At 49.2% G+C, this 25542-nt stretch carries 22 protein-coding genes; 16 read left to right on the top strand and 6 right to left on the bottom strand.

All coding sequences use genetic code 11. The features are described 5' to 3' along the window. Window positions 1–174 precede the first annotated feature (174 nt). Window positions 175–1200: an HTH-type transcriptional repressor PurR gene (gene purR, locus E1B03_RS12520; protein WP_003029211.1), complete on the top strand. Its 1026-nt coding sequence runs from the start codon at window positions 175–177 to the stop codon at window positions 1198–1200. Here the strand turns inward: purR and punR are convergent. Continuing rightward, entirely contained in the window at window positions 1197–2129 is a 933-nt protein-coding gene (punR, locus tag E1B03_RS12515) for a DNA-binding transcriptional activator PunR (protein WP_103770050.1), read from the bottom strand. The two genes, purR and punR, sit on opposite strands and share 4 nt — an antisense overlap. A 113-nt stretch (window positions 2130–2242) precedes the next feature. Between punR and punC the strand changes: the two genes are divergently transcribed. Together punC and cfa are read left to right on the top strand one after the other, a co-directional pair. Continuing rightward, window positions 2243–3448, top strand: coding sequence for a purine nucleoside transporter PunC (punC, locus tag E1B03_RS12510; RefSeq protein WP_103770051.1), 1206 nt, complete (start codon window positions 2243–2245; stop codon window positions 3446–3448). Between the two features lie 290 nt (window positions 3449–3738). Further along, entirely contained in the window at window positions 3739–4887 is a 1149-nt protein-coding gene (gene cfa, locus E1B03_RS12505; RefSeq protein WP_103770052.1) for a cyclopropane fatty acyl phospholipid synthase, read from the top strand. A gap of 41 nt (window positions 4888–4928) precedes the next feature. Here the strand turns inward: cfa and E1B03_RS12500 are convergent, their stop codons facing one another. After that, window positions 4929–5576, bottom strand: a complete 648-nt coding sequence (locus tag E1B03_RS12500; protein ID WP_103770053.1) for a riboflavin synthase subunit alpha — start codon at window positions 5574–5576, stop codon at window positions 4929–4931. 217 nt (window positions 5577–5793) lie between these two features. Between E1B03_RS12500 and mdtK the strand changes: the two genes are divergently transcribed. Beyond that, window positions 5794–7167: a multidrug efflux MATE transporter MdtK gene (mdtK, locus tag E1B03_RS12495; RefSeq protein WP_103770054.1), complete on the top strand. Its 1374-nt coding sequence runs from the start codon at window positions 5794–5796 to the stop codon at window positions 7165–7167. 38 nt (window positions 7168–7205) lie between these two features. Here mdtK and E1B03_RS12490 read toward each other — a convergent pair whose 3' ends face one another. Next, complete coding sequence (locus E1B03_RS12490; RefSeq protein ID WP_103770055.1) at window positions 7206–7904, bottom strand: RluA family pseudouridine synthase; 699 nt, start codon at window positions 7902–7904, stop codon at window positions 7206–7208. Window positions 7905–8037: 133 nt separating this feature from the next. Between E1B03_RS12490 and E1B03_RS12485 the strand changes: the two genes are divergently transcribed. The 7 genes from E1B03_RS12485 (at window position 8038) to E1B03_RS12455 (ending at window position 14418) form a co-directional block, all read left to right on the top strand. After that, the gene (locus E1B03_RS12485; RefSeq protein ID WP_133086317.1) at window positions 8038–8829 is read left to right on the top strand and encodes a PhzF family phenazine biosynthesis protein; all 792 of its coding nucleotides are present in this window, start codon (window positions 8038–8040) and stop codon (window positions 8827–8829) included. Between the two features lie 27 nt (window positions 8830–8856). Then, on the top strand, window positions 8857–9165 hold the full coding sequence (locus E1B03_RS12480) for a monooxygenase (protein ID WP_103770057.1): 309 nt from the start codon (window positions 8857–8859) through the stop codon (window positions 9163–9165). A gap of 245 nt (window positions 9166–9410) precedes the next feature. Next, window positions 9411–9806 (top strand): RidA family protein, encoded by a 396-nt coding sequence (locus E1B03_RS12475; protein WP_103770058.1) that lies wholly within the window; start codon window positions 9411–9413, stop codon window positions 9804–9806. Between the two features lie 27 nt (window positions 9807–9833). Continuing rightward, complete coding sequence (locus E1B03_RS12470; protein WP_103770059.1) at window positions 9834–10802, top strand: threo-3-hydroxy-L-aspartate ammonia-lyase; 969 nt, start codon at window positions 9834–9836, stop codon at window positions 10800–10802. A gap of 124 nt (window positions 10803–10926) precedes the next feature. Further along, window positions 10927–11568: a helix-turn-helix transcriptional regulator gene (locus E1B03_RS12465; RefSeq protein ID WP_103770060.1), complete on the top strand. Its 642-nt coding sequence runs from the start codon at window positions 10927–10929 to the stop codon at window positions 11566–11568. Window positions 11569–11977: 409 nt separating this feature from the next. Further along, window positions 11978–12472, top strand: coding sequence for a putative pterin-binding protein (locus E1B03_RS12460; protein ID WP_103770061.1), 495 nt, complete (start codon window positions 11978–11980; stop codon window positions 12470–12472). 17 nt (window positions 12473–12489) lie between these two features. Further along, window positions 12490–14418 (top strand): putative bifunctional diguanylate cyclase/phosphodiesterase, encoded by a 1929-nt coding sequence (locus tag E1B03_RS12455; protein WP_103770062.1) that lies wholly within the window; start codon window positions 12490–12492, stop codon window positions 14416–14418. A gap of 12 nt (window positions 14419–14430) precedes the next feature. Here E1B03_RS12455 and E1B03_RS12450 read toward each other — a convergent pair whose 3' ends face one another. After that, window positions 14431–15390 carry a YbgA family protein gene (locus tag E1B03_RS12450; protein WP_103770063.1) on the bottom strand — a complete coding sequence of 320 codons (960 nt, stop codon included), beginning with the start codon at window positions 15388–15390 and terminating at the stop codon, window positions 14431–14433. 151 nt (window positions 15391–15541) lie between these two features. Further along, window positions 15542–16492, bottom strand: coding sequence for a bifunctional helix-turn-helix transcriptional regulator/GNAT family N-acetyltransferase (locus tag E1B03_RS12445; RefSeq protein ID WP_133086316.1), 951 nt, complete (start codon window positions 16490–16492; stop codon window positions 15542–15544). 334 nt (window positions 16493–16826) lie between these two features. Between E1B03_RS12445 and E1B03_RS12440 the strand changes: the two genes are divergently transcribed. From E1B03_RS12440 to trpS, 5 genes are all read left to right on the top strand, one after another. Then, the gene (locus E1B03_RS12440; RefSeq protein WP_103770065.1) at window positions 16827–18431 is read left to right on the top strand and encodes an AAA family ATPase; all 1605 of its coding nucleotides are present in this window, start codon (window positions 16827–16829) and stop codon (window positions 18429–18431) included. 693 nt (window positions 18432–19124) lie between these two features. Then, complete coding sequence (locus E1B03_RS12435) at window positions 19125–19490, top strand: VOC family protein (protein WP_103770066.1); 366 nt, start codon at window positions 19125–19127, stop codon at window positions 19488–19490. A gap of 174 nt (window positions 19491–19664) precedes the next feature. Further along, window positions 19665–20774 (top strand): AI-2E family transporter, encoded by a 1110-nt coding sequence (locus E1B03_RS12430; RefSeq protein ID WP_103770067.1) that lies wholly within the window; start codon window positions 19665–19667, stop codon window positions 20772–20774. Between the two features lie 119 nt (window positions 20775–20893). Then, window positions 20894–22678, top strand: a complete 1785-nt coding sequence (locus tag E1B03_RS12425; RefSeq protein ID WP_133086315.1) for a diguanylate cyclase — start codon at window positions 20894–20896, stop codon at window positions 22676–22678. 218 nt (window positions 22679–22896) lie between these two features. Then, window positions 22897–23901 (top strand): tryptophan--tRNA ligase, encoded by a 1005-nt coding sequence (gene trpS / locus E1B03_RS12420; protein WP_103770069.1) that lies wholly within the window; start codon window positions 22897–22899, stop codon window positions 23899–23901. Window positions 23902–24008: 107 nt separating this feature from the next. Here the strand turns inward: trpS and E1B03_RS12415 are convergent, their stop codons facing one another. Continuing rightward, window positions 24009–25052, bottom strand: coding sequence for a ParB/Srx family N-terminal domain-containing protein (locus E1B03_RS12415; protein WP_133086314.1), 1044 nt, complete (start codon window positions 25050–25052; stop codon window positions 24009–24011). Window positions 25053–25542 lie beyond the last annotated feature (490 nt).

Here is a 25542-nt window from a genome sequence, read left to right as displayed (position 1 = left end):
TCAGACAAAATTCCACGCTTACTTGATTAGCGTACCGGCCATTGACCCCTTCCTGACGTTCCGTGTCGTTTTCCCGGCGTGCCGCAACCCTTACGTTGCGCTAAGGGTGTGTAAAGGCAAACGTTTACCTGGAGTATTCTCAGGAGCTTAGGATATGGTCTGGAGTGAGATGTAATGGCAACAATTAAAGATGTAGCGAAGCGAGCAAACGTTTCCACTACAACCGTATCACACGTAATTAACAAGACGCGCTTTGTCGCGGAAGAAACACGTAATGCAGTCTGGGCGGCGATCAAAGAGCTGCACTATTCTCCGAGCGCTGTGGCGCGCAGCCTGAAGGTGAATCACACCAAGTCCATTGGCTTGCTGGCCACCAGCAGCGAAGCGGCTTATTTCGCTGAAATTATCGAAGCCGTTGAAAAAAACTGTTTCCAGAAAGGCTATACCCTGATTCTGGGTAACGCCTGGAACAGTCTCGAAAAGCAGCAGGCTTATCTGTCGATGATGGCGCAAAAGCGCGTTGACGGTCTGTTGGTGATGTGTTCTGAGTATCCGGAGTCGCTGCTTTCGATGCTCGAAGAGTATCGCCATATTCCGATGGTCGTCATGGACTGGGGTGAAGCCAAAGCCGACTTTACCGATACGGTTATTGATAACGCCTTCGAAGGCGGTTACATGGCGGGTCGGTATCTGGTAGAACGCGGTCATCGTGAGATTGGCGTGATCCCAGGCCCAATGGAACGTAATACCGGTGCCGGGCGTCTGGCAGGTTTTATGAAAGCGATGGAAGAAGCGCTGATTAAAGTGCCTGACAACTGGATTGTGCAGGGCGATTTTGAGCCTGAGTCCGGCTATCGCGCCATGCAGCAAATTCTGTCGCAGTCGCATCGTCCGACCGCTGTCTTCTGCGGTGGTGATATCATGGCGATGGGTGCGCTGTGCGCCGCTGACGAGATGGGACTGCGCGTCCCGCAGGATGTCTCGCTTATCGGGTACGACAACGTACGTAACGCCCGCTTCTTCACGCCAGCGCTGACGACCATTCACCAGCCTAAGGATTCGCTGGGTGAAACAGCCTTCAACATGTTGTTAGACCGTATCGTGAATAAGCGCGAGGAGTCGCAGTCTATCGAGGTGCATCCACGTCTGGTAGAACGCCGCTCCGTTGCCGATGGCCCGTTCCGCGATTACCGCCGTTAAGCCTGTTGTGCGGGAGCCTCGTCTGGCTCCCGCAACCATTCTTTATTCAGCGTTTCGCTATCCCCTAAATAGTCCAGCAGCCAGCTCAATGCAGGCGAGGTATCGTTCTGTTGCCATGTCAAACAGCATGCGGCATCAGGAAAGGGATTTTCCAACTGAAGCGAAACCCATTTGCCGCTATCAATCCACGGTTTGGCAAAATGTCTCGGTACCATGCCCACACATAGCCCTGCGGATAAACAGGTAGCCGAAGATTCCCAGTCTGGCACCACAACCCGCTTTTGGTTATCCAGCAGCCAGGTAATACGCTTTGGCAGCGTTCGGGAGGTATCTTCGCGCACCAGCGATGGCCAGTTGCGCAACGTATCGTCACTTAGCGGTCCGGGCATTGACGCCAACGGATGATGGCTTGCCACCACGCAGCTCCAGCTCAGCATTCCCATGTCGCGGAAGGTATAGCGCCCCCCTACCGGAATCGCCTGCGTGGCGCCGATTGCCAGTTCGACGCGTCCATCGGACAACGCATCCCAGACGCCGTTAAACACTTCCTGAAAAACCAGTAGTTCAACATCATCAAAATGACGGTAGAAATCTACGATCATCTGTCGGGTACGATCCGGGCGGACAATGTTATCGACAGCGATCGCCAACTGTCCGCGCCAGCCGTTGGCAATTTGCTGACATTGCTGTCGGGTGATCTGCATTTTTTTGATAACAGAGCGGCCTTCTTTGAGAAACCATGCGCCGGCAGGCGTCAATTCCACATCCCGATGGCGTCGCTCAAAAAGCGGCACCGCCAGCCACTCTTCCAGTTGCCGTACAGTGTAGCTTACTGCCGAAGGTACACGGTGCAACTCCTGCGCGGCCGAACTAAAGCTGCCGTTACGCGCAACCGCATCAACCACTTCCAGTGAATATTCCGACCACATATTCTGCCTGCAAAAAATTTGAAATCAGTAAGCAAATATTAGCGTTTCACAGCGAGAATTACACTCACTACACTCAGCGGCATTGTTCTACTGCTAAAAAAAGAGAAATGATGATGCAACCTGGGAAAGGGTTTTTAGTCTGGCTGGCAGGTCTTAGCGTGCTCGGCTTTCTGGCAACGGATATGTATTTACCCGCCTTCGCCGCCATTCAGTCCGATCTGCAAACGCCTGCATCTGCCGTCAGCGCCAGCCTCAGCTTGTTCTTAGCCGGTTTTGCCGTCGCGCAACTTCTGTGGGGACCGCTTTCCGACCATTACGGCCGCAAGCCTATTTTGCTGCTGGGTTTATCTATCTTTGCATTGGGCAGTCTGGGTATGCTGTGGGTTGAAAACGCCACCGGCCTGCTGGCGCTGCGCTTTGTTCAGGCGGTGGGTGTTTGTGCAGCATCGGTTATCTGGCAGGCACTGGTTACCGATTATTATCCTTCACAAAAAGTAAACCGTATCTTTGCCACCATTATGCCGCTGGTCGGGTTGTCTCCGGCATTAGCACCGTTATTAGGCAGTTGGATCCTGGTACATTTTTCCTGGCAGGCCATTTTCGCCACCCTGTTTGCCATTACCCTAATCCTGATGCTTCCAGCCCTGCGCTTAAAGCCCACGGCTAAGGCGCGCGACGACAGCCAGGACAAACTGACGTTCACCACCCTGCTACGTTCAAAAGCTTACCGCGGAAACGTGCTGATTTATGCCGCCTGTTCTGCAAGCTTCTTCGCATGGCTGACGGGTTCCCCGTTCATCCTCAGCGAGATGGGCTACAGTCCGGCAGTAATTGGCCTGAGCTATGTTCCGCAAACCATCGCGTTCTTAATCGGTGGCTACGGGTGCCGCGCTGCGCTGCAAAAATGGCAGGGCCGTCAGCTGCTACCCTGGTTACTCATTCTGTATGCCATCAGCGTTGTGGCAACCTGGGCAACCGGCTTTATTCACCATGTTGCGCTGGCTGAAATCCTGATCCCATTCTGCGTGATGGCGATCGCCAACGGGGCAATTTACCCTATCGTCGTTGCGCAAGCGTTACGTCCTTTCCCTCAGGCCACAGGGCGCGCAGCCGCGTTGCAGAACACACTGCAGCTGGGTTTATGCTTCCTGGCAAGCCTTGTGGTTTCCTGGCTGATCGCAACCCCACTGCTTACTACCACCAGCGTGATGCTGATAACAGTGTTGCTGGCGGGCGTGGGTTACAAAATGCAATCACAGAAAGCTGACGCCCCGCAATCAGATGACCGTGCACAAATTGCCCACGGCGAGTCTCACTAATGATTATTGCGGGTAACTAATTAGCCAGCTAACAATTATCGGTTGAATCGTCAAAAAATCAGGCCTATACTGATTCCCGGTTGTTAAAAAAACGATAATTTTTATGTGTTAACGGGAACATGAACGTTCCCGTTTTCCCACGGATGGTCTTTTCGGCAAGGGTTCCTCCCTTCCTCTGTTCTACGTCGGATTATAGATTCGCGGATTAATTCCGTGAGATTTCTCACAAAGCCCAAAAAAGCGTCTACGCTGTTTTAAGGTTCTGATCACCGACCAGTGATGGAGAAGCTATGAGTTCATCGTGTATAGAAGACGTCAGCGTACCGGATGATGACTGGTACCGCATCACCAATGAATTATTAAGCCGTGCAGGCATTACCATTAATGGCCCGGCATCGGCAGATATTCGCGTAAAGAACCCCGACTTTTTCAAACGTGTATTGCAGGAAGGATCGTTAGGGTTAGGTGAAAGTTATATGGATGGCTGGTGGGAATGCGACCGGCTGGACATGTTTTTTAGTAAAGTCCTGCGCGCTGGTCTTGAAAACCAACTCCCCCGCCACTTCAAAGATACGCTACGTATCGCTACGGCCCGTTTGTTCAATTTACAGACCAAAAAACGTGCATGGGTCGTCGGCAAAGAACATTACGATCTGGGCAACGACCTTTTTAGCCGCATGCTTGATCCCTACATGCAGTACTCCTGCGCCTACTGGAAAGATGCCGACACCCTGGAATCTGCCCAGCAGGCGAAGCTAAAAATGATTGCTGAAAAGCTGCAGTTGAAGCCAGGAATGCGCGTACTTGATATTGGCTGCGGCTGGGGCGGGTTGTCTCAGTTTATGGCATCGCAATATGGCGTGAGCGTGGTGGGCGTGACCATTTCGGCAGAACAGCAGAAAATGGCACAGGCGCGTTGCGCAGGGCTGGATGTCACCATTTTGCTACAGGATTACCGCGACCTGAACGACAAATTCGATCGCATTGTCTCCGTGGGCATGTTTGAGCACGTGGGTCCAAAGAACTACGCCACCTATTTTGAAGTGGTCGATCGTAATCTAAAACCGGACGGTCTCTTTTTACTGCACAGCATCGGTTCGAATAAAACCGACAATAATGTTGACCCGTGGATCAATAAATATATCTTTCCGAACGGCTGTTTACCGTCAGTTCGCCAGATAGCTAACGCCAGCGAGCCGCATTTTGTGATGGAAGACTGGCATAATTTTGGCGCGGATTACGACACCACGCTGATGGCATGGCACGAGCGTTTCATGAAATCCTGGCCTGAAATCGCCGATAACTATACCGAGCGTTTCAAACGGATGTTCAGCTATTATCTGAACGCCTGCGCGGGGGCCTTTCGTGCTCGTGACATTCAGCTATGGCAGGTAGTTTTCTCCCGCGGCGTTGAACACGGTCTGCGCGTTCCCCGCTAGTCGTTATCGCCCCCGTGCCAACGGGGGCTTGACACTCAGGCTTACGCTCCTGCTTCGCCCGTGACGTGACTGATGGTGCTTTCACGTGCCGCCAGCACGCGCTCAACGGTATCCACCACCGCCTGGGTTTGAGGATCTATTTCAATGTTGACCCGCGCACCCAGCTTTTTCTTGCCAAGCGTCGTGCGCTCCAGCGTTTCTGGGATCAAATGCACACAGAAGCGGGTCGGCGTCACTTCACCAACCGTCAGGCTGATGCCGTCAATACCGATAAATCCTTTGTACAGGATATATTTCATCAGCGATGGATCCTGAACTTTAAACCACACCTGGCGGTTATTCTCTGAGGTCAGAATTTTCGACACTTCGGCAGTAGTCATAATATGGCCCGACATTAAATGCCCGCCAATTTCATCGCTGAATTTTGCCGCACGCTCAACGTTGACCAAATCGCCAACCTTCAGGTCACCCAGATTGGTGATACGCAGCGTTTCTTTCATCAGATCAAAGCTTATCTGGTTACCGTTAATTTCGGTGACCGTCAGGCAGCAGCCATTGTGGGCAACCGATGCGCCGGTCTCCAGCGCATCCAGCATATATTCAGGCAACTCCACAACATGCGTACGAAAATTTGGTTTTTCATCAATGGACACCAATTTCGCGGTGCCCTGCACAATACCCGTAAACATACTTCTAACTCCTGAACTCAATTAAGACATCTCTGCACAGCACAATAGCAGGTGGAAATTCAGGTTGCCAGCGATGCACCGCGACTGCCTGTTTTTTCACTGGAGAATTACGTATTCCTCGCTACAATAGACTGAAATTTCCCCTGCTTTTTCTCCTTGCTGCCAGATAAGGCGGCTTTTTTAGTCTCTCAAATAACAACAATATAGTGGTGTACACGTGCAAAAGTATGTAAGTGAAGCGCGTCAGTTATTAGCTCTGGCAATTCCGGTGATTCTTGCGCAAATCGCTCAAACCGCAATGGGATTCGTTGATACCGTCATGGCGGGCGGGTACAGCGCCACGGATATGGCGGCCGTTGCCATTGGTACGTCTATCTGGCTGCCGGCCATTCTGTTCGGTCACGGACTGCTGCTGGCGTTGACGCCGGTAATTGCGCAACTCAATGGTTCCGGACGCCGCGATCGAATCGCCCATCAAGTACGCCAGGGATTCTGGCTGGCGGGCAGCGTCTCCGTTCTGATTATGATAGTGCTATGGAACGCGGGCTACATTATTCGCTCCATGCATAACATCGACCCGGCGCTGGCGGATAAAGCCGTCGGCTACCTGCGCGCGCTGCTGTGGGGCGCACCGGGGTATTTGTTCTTCCAGGTCGCCCGTAACCAGTGTGAAGGCCTGGCCAAGACTAAACCGGCGATGGTGATGGGATTTCTCGGCCTGCTGGTGAATATTCCGGTGAACTATGTGTTCATCTATGGGCATTTAGGCATGCCGGAACTGGGCGGCGTGGGCTGTGGTGTGGCAACGGCGGCGGTTTACTGGGTGATGTTTATCGCCATGCTGTCTTACGTTAAACGCGCCCGTTCTATGCGTGATATTCGCAATGAGCGTGGTTTCCAGAAACCCGACACCGCCGTAATGAAGCGTCTGGTGCAACTGGGTTTACCTATCGCGCTGGCCTTATTTTTCGAAGTGACGCTGTTTGCTGTAGTGGCGCTGTTGGTTTCCCCGTTGGGGATCGTTGACGTGGCCGGACACCAGATCGCACTCAACTTCAGCTCGTTAATGTTCGTTCTGCCGATGTCTCTGGCTGCTGCCGTCACCATTCGTGTCGGTTATCGTCTGGGTCAGGGCTCGACGCTGGATGCGCAAACTGCCGCCAGAACAGGGCTGGGGGTCGGGGTCTGCATGGCGGTGGTGACGGCGATCTTCACCGTGACATTCCGCGAGCACATTGCCCTGCTCTACAACAATAACCCGGAAGTTGTCGCACTGGCGGCGCAGCTCATGTTACTGGCCGCGGTGTATCAAATATCGGACTCAATCCAGGTTATTGGTAGCGGTATCCTGCGTGGTTATAAAGATACGCGTTCCATATTCTTTATTACCTTTACGGCATACTGGGTGTTGGGTTTGCCAAGCGGTTACATTCTGGCCCTGACCGATCTGGTGGTTGACCGGATGGGACCGGCTGGATTCTGGATGGGCTTTATTATTGGCCTGACCTCTGCGGCGGTGCTGATGATGCTGCGCATGCGTTTTCTGCAGCGCCAGCCGTCAGCGGTTATTTTACAACGCGCCGCGCGATAGCCCCAAAAAAGCCGCCATCTGGCGGCTTTTTTACCCCCTCAAAACGGGCTGGCGTTTTGGGCATTTACCCATTCCTGACTCACAGGATGCCTGAAATGCAGTTCACTGGCATGCAGCATTAGCCGCGGGGTTAATTCAGTACCTGGCAGCAGACGCCCGCCATACAAATCGCACCCTAAAATAGGATGGCCCAACTGCTGACAGTGGATCCGTAACTGATGGGTACGCCCGGTTTCAGGCGTCAGTTGTACCCGCGTCACGGGAAGTAACGTCCCCTCCTCCTGGCGATGCACAAAGCGCTCAATAACCTGATAGCGCGAGCGCGCAGGTTTGCCATTGATGGCGCAAATCGACATCAGTGGAAACAGCGCTGGGTCTTTGGCTATCGCTGCATCGATAATTCCTACATCGTTTTCCAGATGCCCGCATAACAGCGCGCTATACACCTTGCTTACCGCACGTTGGCTGAACTGTTGGCAAAGCGCGGCGTTGATAGCCTTGTTACGGGCAACCACCATCAATCCTGAAGTGCCAAAATCAAGGCGATGTACCAGCGTACAGCCAGGGTATATCTGTACCAGCCGGTGATGTACCGAATCGATATTCTGCGGATTTTTCCCCGACAAGCTAAGCAGCCCGGTGGGTTTATTGATAAGCACCAAATGCTCGTCCTGATAGAGGATTTCTATCTCGTCATGACAAGGCGGGGCAATAAAGGTATCGAGGATCGTAGACATGAGCAGCCAGGGTGAAGTGTGGGAACGGATGATAACGAATTTTCCCCAGCCAGGCGAATCGGAGCGTTTAACCCATGACAATGATTGCATGATAGAGTGTGGATTATGCCGCGTGCGATGAGAGGGTTACACTGTGCAACAAATCGATTTTTACATGGTAGATGCCTTTACCACCAAGACGTTTGGCGGTAATGCTGCTGCAGTATGTCCGCTCGCTGACTGGCTGCCCGATGAAACATTATTAAAAATGTCGCAGCAGCATAATCAGTCGGAAACTGCTTTTTTTGTCGCCAGTGAGAATGGTTTCGAGCTGCGTTGGTTTACTACTCAGGGAGAAATCAATCTGTGTGGGCATGCCACGCTTGCCGCCGCACATGTCATCTTCGAACATCTGGGTTACCCGGACACAACCATCCATTTTGCCACCCGGTTTGTCGGTCCGCTGACGGTCACGCGCAGCGGTGAATGGCTGACGCTCGATTTTCCGGCCTGGCAAAGCGAACCTGTGAAACCGCCCGCCTTACTGCTGGAAACATTAGGCATCACCGAATATAAAGAAGTCCGCGTCGCGCGCGATTACATGGTAGTGCTGGAGAACCAACAGCAGGTTGAGGCTGTGCGCCCGAACATCCACGCCATGATTCCTCTGGGGAAAATGGTTTGTATCACCGCACCGGGTGACGGGGAATACGATTTTGTCAGCCGTTTCTTCTGCCCGGGTGAAGCCGTCGCGGAAGACCCGGTCACAGGATCAGCACATAGTATGCTGATCCCTTACTGGGCTGCAAAACTGAATAAAACACAGATGCTGGCGCGCCAGGTCTCCGAGCGTGGCGGGGATCTACGCTGCCAGCTCACAGGAACGCGTGTCTACATTGGCGGGCAAGCGGTAACTTATCTGACCGGTAAGGTGCTGTTGCGCTAGCCTAATTAACTAATCCATGGAGGATTTATGTCGAACAAACTCGTGCAGATACACTTTGATTTTCATGGCCCGTTCGGCGTTGAAATGTCGCATCAGCTCGTTGAACTGGCCGAATCAATCAACCAGGAGCCGGGTTTCATCTGGAAAATCTGGACCGAGAACGAAGCAAATCACGAAGCGGGTGGCATCTACCTGTTTCAGGATGAAGACACCGCGCTGGCCTATGTCAAAAAACACACAGCCCGTCTGAAGCACCTGGGGGTGGAAGACGTGATGTTCAAAATCTTCGATATCAATGAACCGTTGAGTAAGATTAACCGCGGTCATATCGGCTGATACTTTGCCTTAGACGCCCCGCCCTGGGGCGCTTCTTCCCTCACCAGCTTTCCCCATCATCAAAAGCGATCCCCCTCTTTCACCGCCTCCGAGTGCGGTATAACGTGGGCCGAGATTGCCATAGTTCACAAAATCAGCATCCGCGAAAACTACCACTAGCCAAAAGTAACATGAAGGCGTATAAATAAGACAAACAGTATTATTTTATACAAATTGAATTACCATCTACTTCAGGAGATTCTCTTATGACTGTGGACATTACATTGAACGCTTCTGCAGGGGGCTTTCCGCCTGCAGGTCATTACTCGCACAGTACAACGGCTGGCGGCTTCGTCTTCATTTCTGGGCAGTTGCCGGTCACTTTTGATGGCGTAAAAAAAACGGATGCCTCTTTTGAAGAACAAACGCGGCTGGTACTACAGAACATTGATGCCTGTCTGGCGGGCGCGGGAGTGTCTCGTCAGCACCTGGTGTCAGTACGCGTCTATGTGACGGATATCAACCAATGGCCAACGTTTAACAAAATCTATGGGGAATGGATCGGCGATTTCCGCCCATCTCGTGCGGTCGCAGGCGTTGCAGAGCTTCATTATGGTTTTGCGCTGGAAGTTGAAGCTATTGCGTTGGCCCCACAAGCATGACGTTTAACAACATACAGGTGAAAAACAATGACTGAAATGACACTGCCTGATTATCACGATGTCGCCGCTGCGGCTGAGCGCATCGCGGATTATGCCAACAAAACTCCGGTGATGACCTCCCGAACGGTTAATGAGGAATTTGCAGCTGACGTTTTCTTTAAGTGCGAAAACTTCCAGAGAATGGGCGCGTTTAAATTTCGCGGAGCAATGAATGCGTTACGCCAGTTCACACCGGAACAACGCGCTGCGGGCGTCGTCACCTTTTCTTCCGGCAATCATGCACAGGCCATTGCCCTGTCGGCAAAATTGTTGGGGATCCCGGCGACAATTATCATGCCGCATGATGCCCCGGCTGCCAAAGTTGCCGCAACTAAGGGCTATGGCGGAAATGTGGTGATTTACGATCGCTACAGCGAAGATCGTGAAAAAATTGGTCGGGACCTGGCACAAAAACACGGATTAACGCTGATCCCGCCTTACGACCATCCGCACGTGATTGCAGGCCAGGGTACCGCCACAAAAGAGCTGATTGAAGAAGTGGGTCAGTTAGACGTTCTTTTCGTGTGTCTGGGCGGCGGCGGCCTGCTTTCAGGATCCGCACTGGCGGCCCGACATCTGTCTCCTGGCTGTGTCATTTATGGTGTCGAACCCGAGGCGGGAAACGATGGTCAACAGTCGTTTCGCAACGGCAAAATTGTTCATATCGGTACACCCAAAACTATTGCTGACGGTGCTCAAACTCAACATCTCGGGAATATTACGTTTCCAATTATCCAGCAAAACGTGAACGATATTCTGACTGTCTCAGACGATGAATTAGTCGCCTCAATGAAATTTATCGCTGAGCGCATGAAAATTGTCGTGGAGCCGACTGGCTGTCTGGGTTTTGCCGCCGCCAGAGCGAGCAAAGCTGAACTGCGCGGGAAGAAAATCGGTATTATCATCAGCGGCGGCAACGTGGACATCAGTCGCTACGGTGAATTCCTCGCCGGGTGATCAAAAAGGTATCTGCTCTGCGGATACCTTTTTACTGTCTGTATATTCCCGTCTGGAAAAGCGAACCCAGCTCACTGTAAACTGCTTACCATCGTGGCAACAGGCATCACCACAGGAGACTGGCATGCCAAACACCGACAACAACTCGCTTCTCAGCCAAATTGACACTATCGCCAGGGGGCTGAGCGAGACCTTCTCTCCGTTTTGCGAAGTGGTGGTTCATGACCTTAAGAATCCTGAACATGCCATTTTGTCCATCCATAATAACCTGTCCGGACGTAAACCCGGCCAGCCGGCAACGGAACTGGGCCTGGCGCGAATCGCGTCGCCTGAATTTCCCAGCATCATTGCTAATTACAGCAACCAGTTTGCCGATGGCCGCCCGGTGAAAAGTACGTCTATCGGCATCAAGGATGAAGAAGGCCAATACGTAGCGGCACTCTGCCTGAACGTGGATATGACGCTGTTTCGTGGCATGCAGAGCGCCCTTGCGCGTTTTACTGAAACTGCAGACTCGCCTATAAAGGAACATATCGATCCTGGCAGTAATGAAGTCATCCGCCAGCGTATCGATGACTTTGCCGCTAAGCGCGCCACAACGGCACGCGCCCTTAAACCTGAAGACCGTAAGCTGCTGATTCAACAATTACGCAACGACGGATTGCTGAACGTAAGAAAATCTATGGACACCGTAGCGCAACATCTGGGCGTTTCCAGGGCCACCGCTTATCTGTATGCCCGCCAGTCAGTTCAGGCGGGTGAATAAACGGGTTCAGTTAAACCGCACCAGCCGCAGTATAAAAAATCGGATCTTGATTACCGACACGAAGCGCTCCCGCTATACTTTGGCCCGCTTCGTATCCGATATTGCTATCAATCAGTAAACAACGCCCCGCCGCTGGGAAAAAATAAACCTTTATTTTCGTAGGCATTTATTGGCGCTGAGTCAATAGATGATTTATTTTTGTACATACATAGTGAGATTACGTTTTCCTCAAATAACACCACCAGCATTGATTAAACATCATAATAAAACTAAAAACAGCTAACACATTGATTTGGAGGGATAAAAATGCAGCTAAATTTATTGCATCAATAATACCTATGCAATATATATAAATAGGGTGATATCTAAATTATAATTCTTTTACATCCGGCTGATTGGTGAGGTAAGAATGCGGTTAATCGTCATGTTAGTAAGCTTTGTGCTCACCACCCAGCTCTGGGCGGGTGAACTTCCCCAGCCTTCTGGTAAAGTTCTTTTAACGCTGTCCGGTAATATTGAAAATACAAATGCAGACGGGAAAGCCGTTTTTGATACCACCAGCCTTGAGAAGCTGGGCATGGTGAGTTTCCAGACCACCTCACCCTGGTATAATGGACGCACTACCTTTACGGGTATTCCACTACAAAAGCTCATGGAGTACGTTGGGGCGAATGGCTCAGTTGTAAAGGTCACTGCGCTCAATGACTACACCACCGTTATCCCTCTCAGTGACTTCAAAAAATACAATGCCATCCTTGCTTTAAAGATCAACGGAAAATATATGCGTATCCGTGATAAAGGCCCGTTGTTCATTGTGTACCCCTATGACAGCATGCCAGAACTGAATAATCAGATTTATTATTCAAGGTCTGCATGGCAGGTCAGTAGTATGGATATTGAGTAAGCGTTCAGAGGAACACCATGAACAGAATACTGGCTGGCATCATCTTTTTTCTTTTTATATCTACCGGGTATATCTCTTTCCTGGTCCATGAAAGGCAACAAGAGTTACAGAAACTGACCCACTACACCGATTCATGGTCTGCTGCGCAGTTAGTGTCACAATATTACCGATTTGAATCGTTGCTTGGCCTTTACACTATCGATGATACGATGAATCTCGATGATGTACGCATGCGTCTCGACATTATGCTCAGCCAGAGTGATTTGATAAAAGAAGGTGATTTGGGCCGCTACATAGAAAGCAATATAGCGCACCGTGAACTGGCGGTAAAACTTGAAAACACCCTTAGTTTTCTGGATGTTAATCTCGAGAAAATGAATCGTTCAGCACTTCAGGCATACCTGAAAAAAATGCATGCTCTGGATGCTCCACTTGGCCGTCTTTCATCCGGTGCGTTAAACAAAGATGTCAACTCGATCAATAACGCCAACCAAAAAATTCAAACGCTGTACTATATTTACTCAGCAACCTCGGTGCTGCTGATAATACTGAGTGCGATTTTGGGCGTGCTCATTTTCTATCAAAACAGAAATATTCTGCGGGCGCACCTTCAGGTCAAAAGTCTTGCGGAAGAACTGCAGAAATCGAAAGAAAAACTGCAAATCCAGAATGCTAAACTAGAATATGACGTCTACCATGACTCTCTTACCGAGATGAATAACCGTCAATTATTCTGGGGCGATTTAAACAAAACCATCGAGATAGCAGAAAAAAATCACGATGCTGTGACTGTAATGCTGTTTGATTTAGATCGCTTCAAAGAGGTAAATGATACGTATGGTCATGATGCTGGTGATATGTTACTGCGCCAGATATCAGACCGCCTGATATCGATGAGCCTGACGTCTGATACATTGTATCGTCTGGGGGGAGATGAGTTTGCGTTTCTATCAAGTGGCCTGACAGAAAGCCGCGCTATTTCGCGTGCCCAGAAAATATGTGAATTTATCAGCCAGCCCTACACTATTTACAATACGATTATAAATATAACTACCTGTGTTGGCATTGTTATCTCAGAAACTGAACGTCGCTCCGACTATCTTTATAAATTTGCCGATTTGGCCCTGTATGAAGCCAAAAATGAAGGCTCCGGGAAGATAAAAGTCTTCCGGCAACGAATGTTAGAAAAGCTGCAAGAAAGCAGAACGCTTGAGCATGATATGGCATTGGCAATAGTGAACAAAGAATTCGTGGTCTATTACCAGCCGATTGTTGATTCTTTCAGCCAGAAGATTTACAGCTATGAGGCGCTTATTCGCTGGATACACCCTCTAAAAGGCCTCCTGTCGCCTGATCACTTTATTCCTGTTGCTGAAAAAACAGGCATGATTAATGAGATGGGGAAAGCTGTTCTCGAACTTGCCTGCCGGGAAGCGGCGTGTTGGGCGGTTCCGGCTAAAATTTCGGTCAATGTCTCCCCTGTTCAGCTGAGCAGCAAAGCCTTTGCCGGGATCGTGCTATCCATTCTGAAAGAAACAGGACTTCCACCTGACCGCCTCGAACTGGAGGTAACAGAGTCGTCTCTCTTTACCGAAAGTACAACGCCAATGAATACCCTTAATAAGCTCAGAGCACTGGGCGTAAAAATCTCCATTGATGATTTTGGAACCGGGTACTCATCTCTTTCACGCCTCAGCAGGCTTGCCTTCGATAAAATCAAGATAGATAAATCCTTTGTGCATTCAATATCCACCCAGGAAGACGCCCTTAATATCATCAAACTGATCACCGGTATGGCGAAGTCCCTCAATATGAAGGCTGTTGCAGAAGGTGTTGAAACGCAGGAGCAACTGGAAAGACTCCAGGCGCTGGGCTGCGATTTCGCTCAAGGATATCTGTTTGGTAAACCTCAGCCTTGTATCGATGAGAGAATCAGAAACGGTTGAATCGCTCTCACACTATTTGATCATCAACCGTAGCGCTAAATCATTCGGATAAGGATCAAAATAGTTCTGGGTAAGCAGATAGCTGTCTGGGTATTCAGCCAGATAGTGCTTGAGTAGCGTCAGAGGCGCCAATATTGGCAGCAGCCCACCGCTATAGTTGAGGATAACGTCACGTAACTCTCCGCGCTGGCGCGCGTTCAACCGTTCGCGGAAGTAGCCCTGGATATGCATCAGTACGTTGGTGTGATTTTTCCGTGAGGCGGGCTTTTTGAGGATTGCCATGAGCTTTTCACGATAAATAACGAAAAAAGCGTCCAGATCATCCCACTGATGGATCGAAGCAACGAATGGACCAATCTCCCGGTAACCTGCCTGGTAATGGGCCAGAAGCTGAAGCTTATAGCGACTGTGGAAATTGAGTAAGCCGTGGCGAGTAAGACCATCGGCCCGCAGCCTATTAAGCTCATGTAATGCGAACACGCGTTCGACAAAGTTCTCCCTCAGCACCGGATCGTGCAAACGGCCATCTTCTTCGACCGGCAACCACGGGTAGGTTTCCATTAACGCGCCAGTAAACAGGCCAGTCCCCTCTTTTCGCCCACGATTTCCCTTCTCGTCATACAGCCTCACTCTTTCCATACCGCAGCTCGGCGATTTAGCACAGACGATAAAACCTGAGAGGCCACCAAGACCCTGAAGATATGCGTTGGTGAAATCGGACATTTTATCGGTTACATCCTCACCTGGCGCATGGCTAAAACAGATGCGTATATTCCCTTGGGCGGTTTGAACCAGACGCAACGCGGGACGTGGTACTGGCAAACCGATGGACATCTCCGGACAGACAGGTTTGAAGGTCACCCACTGAGCCAGCTCGTCCATCACAAACCCCATCCGCTTATGCCCACCGTCAAATCGCACAGCTGAACCAGTTAAACATCCACTAATCCCGATGACAGGTTGAGTGTTCATAACGCCCCCCTCGTTTATTGACGTCCCTTTTTCGGGAAGAATACATGACGATTTCACTATTAAATCATAGCGTACGTTATCTGCTGTGAGTTCACTGACAGATGCAAGTACGCAAAAATATCCTGACCGCCAGGGTTAGTGGTTAGCGATTTTAAGAAGTCTTTCGAGTGAACTGTTGCTCAGTAATAGTATTACCCCATTGATCGCCTTCCCATTCATTCGATAATTCAAATCCGTATGATTCGTACAATCGTCTTGCTGCAGTAAGTTTATTAAATGTCCACAATTGTACCGATGAGAATCTCTGCTCATCACAAAATCTCATCGCTTCTCCAATAAGCTTTCTACCCAGTCCGCTGCCACGACACCCATCGTCAAGAATGAACCAGCGCAGATGCGCCTCATTATTCCCCAGATCCTCACCGTCAATTGCAACTGAGCCGACTATGCGTTCATTCACCATTGCCAGCCAGATCTGATTACATGGCTTGTCCAGACGGCCAGAAAAATCAGCAAGACCTGCGGCAACCTTCCCTTCAAAAAAACTGCCGAAGTTATGTTCTCTGGCGTAATAGCCGCCATGCATTTCAGTAATACGACCTATCATACCGGGATGATAGCCCGTAACTATTTTGAAGCTGTTACACACTTTGCCTTCGAGTCTTTCACGACAGGCTTTCAACGCGCTGGCATAGGAAGAAAGACCTTGTAATACAGCTTCTTGTGTAAACAGATCGAGCTTACCAAGTGCTGCTCCGACACGTTCGTCAGCATAAGTATTGATGTTGTGTACGGTCTCCATGCCCTTCCCGGTAAGGCTTAGCCGTTTTGTCCTCGCATCTTCAGCAGAAGGACTTTCTTTAAGCTCTCCGGCTTCGACAAGTTTAGCGAGCATGCGGCTAACGCTGGACTTCTCTAGCCCCAAGATCTGGACCAGTTGAGCGGCAGTCAATGACCCATGTGTTTCAATTTCAAGCATGGCGTGAACTGCTGAAGGAGGATAGTCGGTTGCAGCCAGGTTTTGGTTCATGAACCCCAGCTCTCGCACCATTAAGCGTGATGCCGCACGTATGTTTTGTATGTTTTTTAGTTCAGAAATCATGAGCATTACCCTGCAACAATAGTTGTATTATACAACCATTTGTGTGAGGATTTTGTCAATCCCTTATCTTTACCCGCTTCCCGCTCGAAGTAGACCTTGCAATGCATCAGGCGGTCCGCTTCGTGCCATAAGCGGACGTTAATTGCACATGGTATATTATTTTAAGGGGAGCTGCTCAGAGGATGAAAATCTCCTTTGATAAAAAAACGTGGTTGGATATGTCTATTAGCAAATCAATGTGGTATATACAGTTTTATGGTAAATAGAGCCTCCACATTGATAAGTTGAGGTTTTATTTTTATTATCATCTTTTATAAATAAGAAAGGAATGTAAATGGATTTTAAAGTACCTACAGACACAGGTAATCTAACCATAGGCATTGATTTTGGCGGGGCTGTTATTTTTGTTGGCGCTAATGGCAGTGGAAAATCACGGCTTGCTATAAACATCGAAGAATCTCTTGGGGAACAAGCTCATAGGATATCTGCTCATCGCGCGTTGAATTTAAACCCAGATGTTCCAAAAATAAAAGAAGATAAGGCCCTGAGAACACTCAGGTATGGAGGTGATTGGGACGGTATATCTATTCATAATCGTAATAACAGTCGGTGGCGATCTAAAGCCAGTAGTATATTGCTTAACGATTTTGACTCTGTTATTCAGGCACTTTTTGCTGAGCAATCTAAAACGGCACTTGGTAGTCATCATATTTTAATGGGTAAAGTCAGCGGCGAACCCAAGAAAGCCAAATTTGAGAAATTAAATGAAATATGGGGGAGCTTAATTCCCCATAGAGAGTTAGTTATTGATGGGGATGATATTCAGGTAAAAATACCTGGTAATGATTTAACCTATAGCTCCGCAGATATGAGTGATGGTGAGCGAGCTATTTTTTATCTAATTGGACAAGTTTTAGTCGCCGCAACTAACACTGTTCTCATTATTGATGAACCTGAACTCCACATCCATCGTTCTATAATGAGTTCACTTTGGGATCAGCTTGAAAGTGCTAGACAAGATTGTGCTTTTATTTTCATTACTCATGACATTGAGTTTGCGGCAAGCAGAATTGCAAAAAAAATAGCAATTAAAGATTATCAACCAAATGGCCCTACTTGGGGGTTGGAAGAGATACCAGAAGGAACAGGTTTTTCTGAAGAGTTAACAACTCTTATTTTAGGTAGTAGAAGGCCGATTCTTTTCGTTGAAGGTGATGACAATAGTTTGGATAAAGCATTGTACCGTAGCATTTACCCTAGATGGACAGTTATACCTAGAGGATCTTGCCAAAATGTGATTCATGCTGTAGTTACACTTAGAGCAAATCAAACTCTCACACGTGTAAAGTGTGCCGGTATTGTTGACGCTGACGGTCATAGCGATGAAGATGTGGAAGCATTTAATAAACTTGGGGTTGTAGTTCTTCCTGTTTCTGAAATTGAAAACGTTTTCCTCATTCCCTCTGTTAGTCGCGAGATTGCTATCAAGGAAAACTATCCTGAAGATGAAATAATTAGGAAATTAGATATCATATTGGACGATGTTATTGCGTTAATAAATCAAGGTGCTAACTTTGAAAATTGCATTCGTATGTATTGTCAAAGAAGAATAGATAGATACCTTAAACTAGTAGACATCAGTGCCAGCAATAGCATTGATGAAATGAAAAAATTATATCATGACAAGACTAATTCATTGGATATTGAGCTAATATATAATACTCATGCTAACGATCTAAGAACGGCAATTCAGGAAAGAGACATTGATAAAATCCTTTCTATTTTTGATAATAAAGGTATGCTAGCCAAAGCTGGATTGACGCTAACAGGGAAAAGCAAAATTCAGTTTGAAAATTGGTTGATCAGAACCCTTACTAGCGAATCACATAGTGGAATAGTCAGCGCTGTGAGGGCAGCTTTACCGGAGATTAGGCCATAATTTCTCCCGTGAGACTAGACAACCTATATCAGATAACAGCCCTCTCTGATAGAGGGCTGTTTTTTGCAGCAAGCACAGAATTAGAATATGGCTAAAGAGCGAACTTCCGCTCCTCGCTCACAGCGGACCTTCACATCTGTCAGCAATCTCCACAGTGTGCCAGAGGCAGATATTGCGACTTAAGTAATCTGTACCAACTGCCAGCCGATTTTTAAGGAGATTGGTTACGTGCAGCAATAACCGCAGCGGCCCCCCCATAGTAACAGCGCCAAGACGGTCAGCAATTTCCACAGCATTAGGAGTACGTAATAAAACTTAAGCCCTGTTCACCATGATAGTCCACGGATTGCTTACCTTGAGGATCAATAACATGAAGCGTTTGACCTTTAGCACTCCAAAAAGCCTCGGCCTTTCTGTGCTGGAATATCAATCTTTAACTGCTCACTCAATTCCTTAAATCCATTCTTGTTGTAAGAGTAAAAAATTAACAAAACTGATGTGCCATTACTAATGAATATTAGGCGGGACACAAACCAAGCAATCAAAGAATCCAATTAAAACAGCAAAGGCAGGTACTGTAGATATATAGCTCTCTAAAATTGATGTTCATCACATTGACAGGTTCCTACGTGAATCCAACTGCAATCTCTTTATATACTCTTTATTTGTTCATATCTTCATGAGGAATAAATAATGTTCGATCATGTGAAAATCGGTGTAAGTGATTACGAAAAAAGTAAAATTTTCTTTCTCAACGCGCTTCAGCCGCTTGGCGTAAAACTCATCGATGAAGGCACACCAAGCTACGGTGTTGAAATGGGTTCCGACAATGTTTCACTTTGTCTGTTCCACACGAATGACAAACCGGCCCCTCTGCATCTGGCGTTTGTCGCGAAAACCCGGCAGCAAGTTGATGAATTTTACAATGCTGCTTTGCGCACAGGAGCCCAAGATAACGGAGCACCTGGCTTACGTTCCTATAGCGAAAACTACTATGCCGCATTTGTCATTGCACCTGATGGCCATAATATTGAGGCGGTCTGCCATGCGCCGGACTGAAGTAGAACGACTCACCGAGCATTTATAGAAAGCCGCACCCATCTTCTGAAAGTCATCAATTCAGGCAGATGTAGCCTTAGCGCAACATCTTTAAGCTAAATATCTGCCGCTAAAGTTGGTAATTCCCCTGAACGGTTCTATAGTCGGGACTGCTTCTCATTACAGGGTTCACTAATGCGATTTAACGGACTGACTAAAGGCTTCTTCATTTTCATACTTGCCCTCGTGACCTGGGCGTTCTTCGATGTATTGTCCCCCTACTTTTCCGCCATTTTGTGGGCCGCAATCCTAACCACTATTTTTAATCCGGTGAAAAACAGACTGCGCAGCGCGCTTGGCGAACGCAACGGGCTGGCGTCACTGCTCACCATCGGCATCATCTGTCTGATTGTCTTTATCCCACTGATGATAATCCTCTCTTCATTGGCTATTGAGTTGAACGTGGTGTATGCCAAATTACAACAAAATGACACTCAATTCCCGGAAGTGGTCACTTCCATTATTTCGTATCTTCCGGGCTGGGCAAGGGGATTCCTCGCAGAACATAATCTGGATAACGTCGCGCAGATTCAGAAAAAACTGTCCGACGTGGTCCTGCAAGGTGGACAGTACCTCGCAGGCAGCGCGTTCCTGATTGGTAAAGGGACATTCGGCTTTGCTATTAGCTTTGGCATCATGCTGTATCTGCTGTTTTTCTTACTGAAGGACGGACCGTACCTGGTACGCCAGATTCTGGACTCATTACCACTTTCTGATTTTGCCAAGCAGCACCTGTTTGCCAAATTCGTCGGCGTCACGCGGGCAACGGTTAAGGGCACGGCGGTAGTGGCATTGGTTCAGGGTATTCTAGGTGGCATCGCGTTTGCCATTGTTGATATCGACGGTAGCGTGCTGTGGGGCGCGCTGATGGCGTTTCTCTCCCTCGTGCCCGCCGTCGGTTCAGCGATAGTCTGGGTACCAGCGGCAATATTCCTCTTCGCCACCCACCAGCTATGGCAAGGTCTGTTTATCGTCGGCTTCTTCGTGATTATCGTCGGGTTGGTGGACAATATTCTGCGCCCGCTGCTGGTAGGTAAAGACACCAAAATGCCGGACTACCTGATCCTGATTACCACCCTCGGCGGCATGGAGATCTACGGCATTAACGGCTTTGTGATTGGTCCTCTGATTGCTGCGCTGTTCATAACCTGCTGGAATCTGTTTTCCGGGCGTGACCATGAGGGTAACGTGGAAGGAATTGACGAAGCCTTTATGGAAGAAGGAAAAAATCCTCCAGATTTATGATGGCCGGACGATAACAGAAGGCGGTCCTCGGACCGCCTTTTTTATTTTCACGCAAAATCATACGTTTCCTATAATTTCAATCATGCGTATTCATTAATCGTCGCAGAAGGAACTAATCAGTGCGAATTGCCACAATCACCAACTGGGCCTACAGCGCGACGGTATGTCTGACCATTGCCTCCGGCGTTGTCATGTTGATGGCCTCCAGCGCCGATAACACCGAACGCCAGGTGGTGGAGCAGCGTTATCAATTCGATCAACTGACCGAAGAAGTAGAGCTCGACGCCTGGTCGCTGTCCGATCTGGCCCGCGAATATGTTATTGCAAAAGATCCTGAGGCACTTAACACCTACCGCCAGAAAGAAGCGTCGCTAAAAGCGGTTGAGCAACGGTTGTCGAAGCTAAAAGACCTCGGAGCAACGGATGAAGAGCTGGCGCTATTACATGAAGGGCTACAGATTGTTGATGCTCTGCAGGATGAACAAGCTACGGCGCTTGCCAGCGTCGCGCGCGGAGAATCATCGCAGGCCGTCGCCCTGCTGTACGGGAAAACCTATGAACAAGAACTGGAGCGCGCCCAGGATCGGATAGACCATTTCCGTCAGCTGCTCGACAACCGCGTACGCAACACCATTGAAGATGCCACCCAGGCATCACGCACGCTACGTACGGCCTCGGAAGTGATGGTCGGGCTGACGGCGCTGCTATTTTTGTTCGTCCTCGGCTTTATTCTAAAACGCCGCGTACTGCGCCCCGTTGTACGGTTGAGCGATGTGGTTAATCGTCTGGCATCGCAGGATTACGCCGTGGAAACGCCCAGTTTTAACCAAATTGATGAAATCGGTGATATGGCACAGGCAATCCGAATTTTTCGCGAAAACGGCCTGGTACGACAACGACTGGAGAAAGAACGAGACGCCGACTGGGCAATCCGCGAGTTACTGGCACGTATGACGCAACGTTTGCAAGGCTGCGAGAGTTTTGCCGATGTCATTAATGTCGCAGAGCTGTTTGCGCCAAATATTGCCCCCGGTATTGCCGGGCGACTTTACATACTGGACCGTGAACCCTGGCAAATGCGCTGCGTTGCGCAGTGGCTTTCACCTCAGGGCAAAGCAGATGCTTTCCATCCGGACGAGTGTTGGGCTGTGCGCCGTGGTCAGAGCCATCCCCCGGTGCAAGGCGAACCCGATATCGCCTGCTACCATCTACCGAAGTCATGCCAGCAGCACACTCTGTGCGTACCACTGATTGCCCAGGGTGAAGCCATTGGCCTGCTCTCATTCCAGAACCTCGGCAATGATTCTGCTCCCTCGCGTGCGTATCTGGAACTCATGGCGGAAGCGCTCGGTCTGGCATTAGCCAACCAGCGGCTGCGCGATGCGCTGCTGGAGAAAGCGCTCTACGATCCCCTAACCGGCCTGCGCAACCGTCATCATCTGGAAGATACGCTACGCACCCAAATGAGCCAGGCTGTGCGTAACAAAGAGCCAATCAGTTGCCTGATGATCGATATCGATCATTTCAAAAGTATTAACGACCGCTTTGGCCATGAGGCGGGCGATAGCGTGATAAAAAGTATCGCGAATACGATTCAGCGCGTTGTCCACGACAGCGGCATGGCCTTCCGCTACGGCGGTGAAGAGTTTCTGGTGCTGCTGGCCAATACGGATGAACAGGCCGCCAACCGCTTTGCGACAGATATCTACAACGGCGTACGCGAACTGTCGCTGCGCTTTGGCGTCTCTGACATTGGTCACGTTGATGTTTCTATCGGCGTTGCCAGTTATCCGCAGCACGCCCAGAGCGACAACCTGCTGCGCGCCGCAGACGTGGCGCTGTATCGCGCGAAAGAGTTGGGGCGTTCGCGCATCGTAAGCTTTGGCATGCTGGAAGCGAGCTAAGATAAACCAACACGCAGTGCTTTGCTTTACCTGTGCACCAGGCGGTGATATGTTAACGGGATGAACACAACACACGATATCACCGCTTTTAATCACAACCTGTGGTGGCTGCCTTCTTAAAGGCGGTCAGAATGTGTTTTCCCCATTTTAGATAACCGCCGAAAGGCGGTTATTTGCATTTAAAGACCCCTTTCGGTTTTATGATTAAGGAGTCTTACATGAACAACAAAACCATCATCCTCACTGGCGATCGCCCCACTGGCCCGCTGCATCTCGGTCATTATGTTGGTTCTCTGCGCCAGCGTGCTATTCTGCAACATGATTATCAGCAGTTTATATTGGTTGCTGATCTGCAAGGGCTAACCGATAACGGCAGCACGCCGCAAAAGATCCGGGACAATATTCCCGAAGTTCTGGCCGATTACCTCGCCGCAGGCATAGACCCGTCACTCACCACCATTTGTTTGCAATCCGCCCTGCCCGCTCTCGCTGAGCTGACCGCGCTTTATATGAACATCGTCACCGTGGCTCGCGTGGAGCGTAATCCTACGGTCAAAAACGAAATTGCGCAGAAAGGGTTTGCCCGCTCGTTACCGGTTGGTTTTCTGGTTTATCCTATCAGTCAGGCGGCAGATATTACGGCCTTCAAAGCGGAAGTGGTTCCCGTTGGCGACGATCAGTTGCCAATGATTGAGCAGACCAATGAGATCGTACATAAGATGAATAGCCTGTTACCGGTCCCCGTCTTGTCGCATTGTAAAGCGCTGCTGAGTGAAACCAGCCGCCTACCGGGGATAGACGGTAATGCCAAAATGTCTAAATCGCTCGGTAACACATTACTCTTATCCGCCAGCGAAAAGGCTATTCATCATGCGGTCAGCGCAATGTACACCGACCCCAATCATCTAAAAGTCTCCGATCCAGGGCAGATTGACGGCAATATGGTATTCACTTATCTCGACGCTTTTCACCCGGATAAAGCGAAAGTAGCGGAGATGAAGGCGCATTATCAGCGCGGTGGTCTCGGTGATCGGGCCTGTAAAAACGAGCTGGAGATGTGTCTGCAAGAGCTCATCGCCCCGATGCGCGAGCGACGGGCAACTTACATTCAGGATAAAGGCATGCTGATGGCGATGCTCAAAACAGGCAGCGAACAGGCGCATGAAGTTACGCAGCAGACATTAAGAGAAGTGAAGCAAGGTCTGGGCTTACCGGTGTTCTGAGCGCTAATAATACCCTTTTCGATAAATAAACATAACTCCCGACGAATTACCATCGCCGGGGGTTGTCAGAAGCTAACACGCATCTTATTGACCAAATTCAGTAAAAATTAATCTTCTTTGACCCGCCGAAATATCCGCTCCCGATACGTCTGGAGATGATGTTTTTGCAAATACTCCTCCACATCAATAGCCCACTGTCCCCCTTCGCCAAGAATGGCGCGGCTGTGCGTTGACGCGTAAAAATAACGTCTGTCATAAAGGTTAATCAGCGTCTGATTTGCCGCATTAATACTGTATTTGGGATTATTAGCCAGCTGCTTTTCCAGCGACTGAACTATACGCGCCTGATGGACGACATCAGCAGGATATTCCGTTTCATTCAGCTCGCTAAGCACCAGAAATAACGGTGGGATCTGTTCTTCGATCGCCGCCTGTAAACGGTAATGCCCGTCGAGGATCACATAAGACCCTAATCCGGCGATATACCAGACCAGTATCGGTGGTAACGTCCCTTCACGACACTTTTTACGCCACCACTTTAACCGCCCGGTATTGGGTTGAATGGCATAACGTCCCAGTAGCAAATCACCGCCCCACCACCAGTCAACCAGCCTGACGAGATCCGGGTGCGTTAGCGCTGAAATATCTGCACCATACAGCGTCCACCGGCAGGTTATATTTTCTGTGCTTTCTGGTGAGGCAAACCGCCAGTTTTCTGTTGGAATGGGCTGGGGACTGGAATAGCGTGATGATTGCTGATGCGGTAGCATCGGCCTTATCAACCAACGCTGTTGTGAGAGAAGCGGCGCTGGCGCGTTCATTAGCTGACGAATAAAATACCGGCACCATTCGCCTGTCCATGCGTGCTCGCCTTTAGCTTTTATCCGTTCAATATCTTCAGATGTCACTGGGGGTAACATCCCCTGACTCCGCGGATGATCCGCATTAAAAATCAGCCAGACGCCAGAATGGTCCTCAAGCATTGAAGCCCAGAATAGCGTTTCGCCGCAGTACTGCAACGCCATACGACCATAATGACCGCTGAGCATTTCCATTGCGGGTGCATTTTTCTGACTGTCTTTGAGATTCAGCTCCAGTCCTTGCCACTGGTTGTTACGATCGACCAGGTCCTGCCACCAATAATCTGTCATTATCGCCTTCCCTGAGAAATAAGTGATTATTCTATAACCTTCGGAACCGAATTCCAGTCTACGTGATGCACAGCGTAAAATGGTTTGTGTCAGATTCCAACGACTCTTCCAGGTAGGCATCAATTTACGGCATAGGGAATAAGTTATGCTCTTATCACTTGATGCTGAAGGACTTTTTATTGTAGCCACAGCAACTGTTCAAGCCTCACCAATGACCGTTTGCAATCTGCAAACAGCTCAGCAGCACGTTTAATAGTGGGTATTTGTCAGTACCATCGGTTTTGCTTCTCTTGTCTTACGTATTGTGGTTGCAGTTCAAATATTAAGGGTTAAAAAAGAACCAGAAACAATTCGTAAATAGCTTATCCACAATGTTAACGATTGATAGAATTAAAGTTACACTCAGTAAAACCGGGATATTTTTAATTCTCATAGACGAATATTTACATATCATGATATAATATAACAGAGAAACGTGCAGGTTATTTAC

It is taken from the genome of Citrobacter arsenatis (assembly GCF_004353845.1).
Classification (GTDB): domain Bacteria; phylum Pseudomonadota; class Gammaproteobacteria; order Enterobacterales; family Enterobacteriaceae; genus Citrobacter; species Citrobacter arsenatis.
Note: the sequence above shows the minus strand (reverse complement) of the source record. Positions and strands in the feature narration are given on the sequence as shown.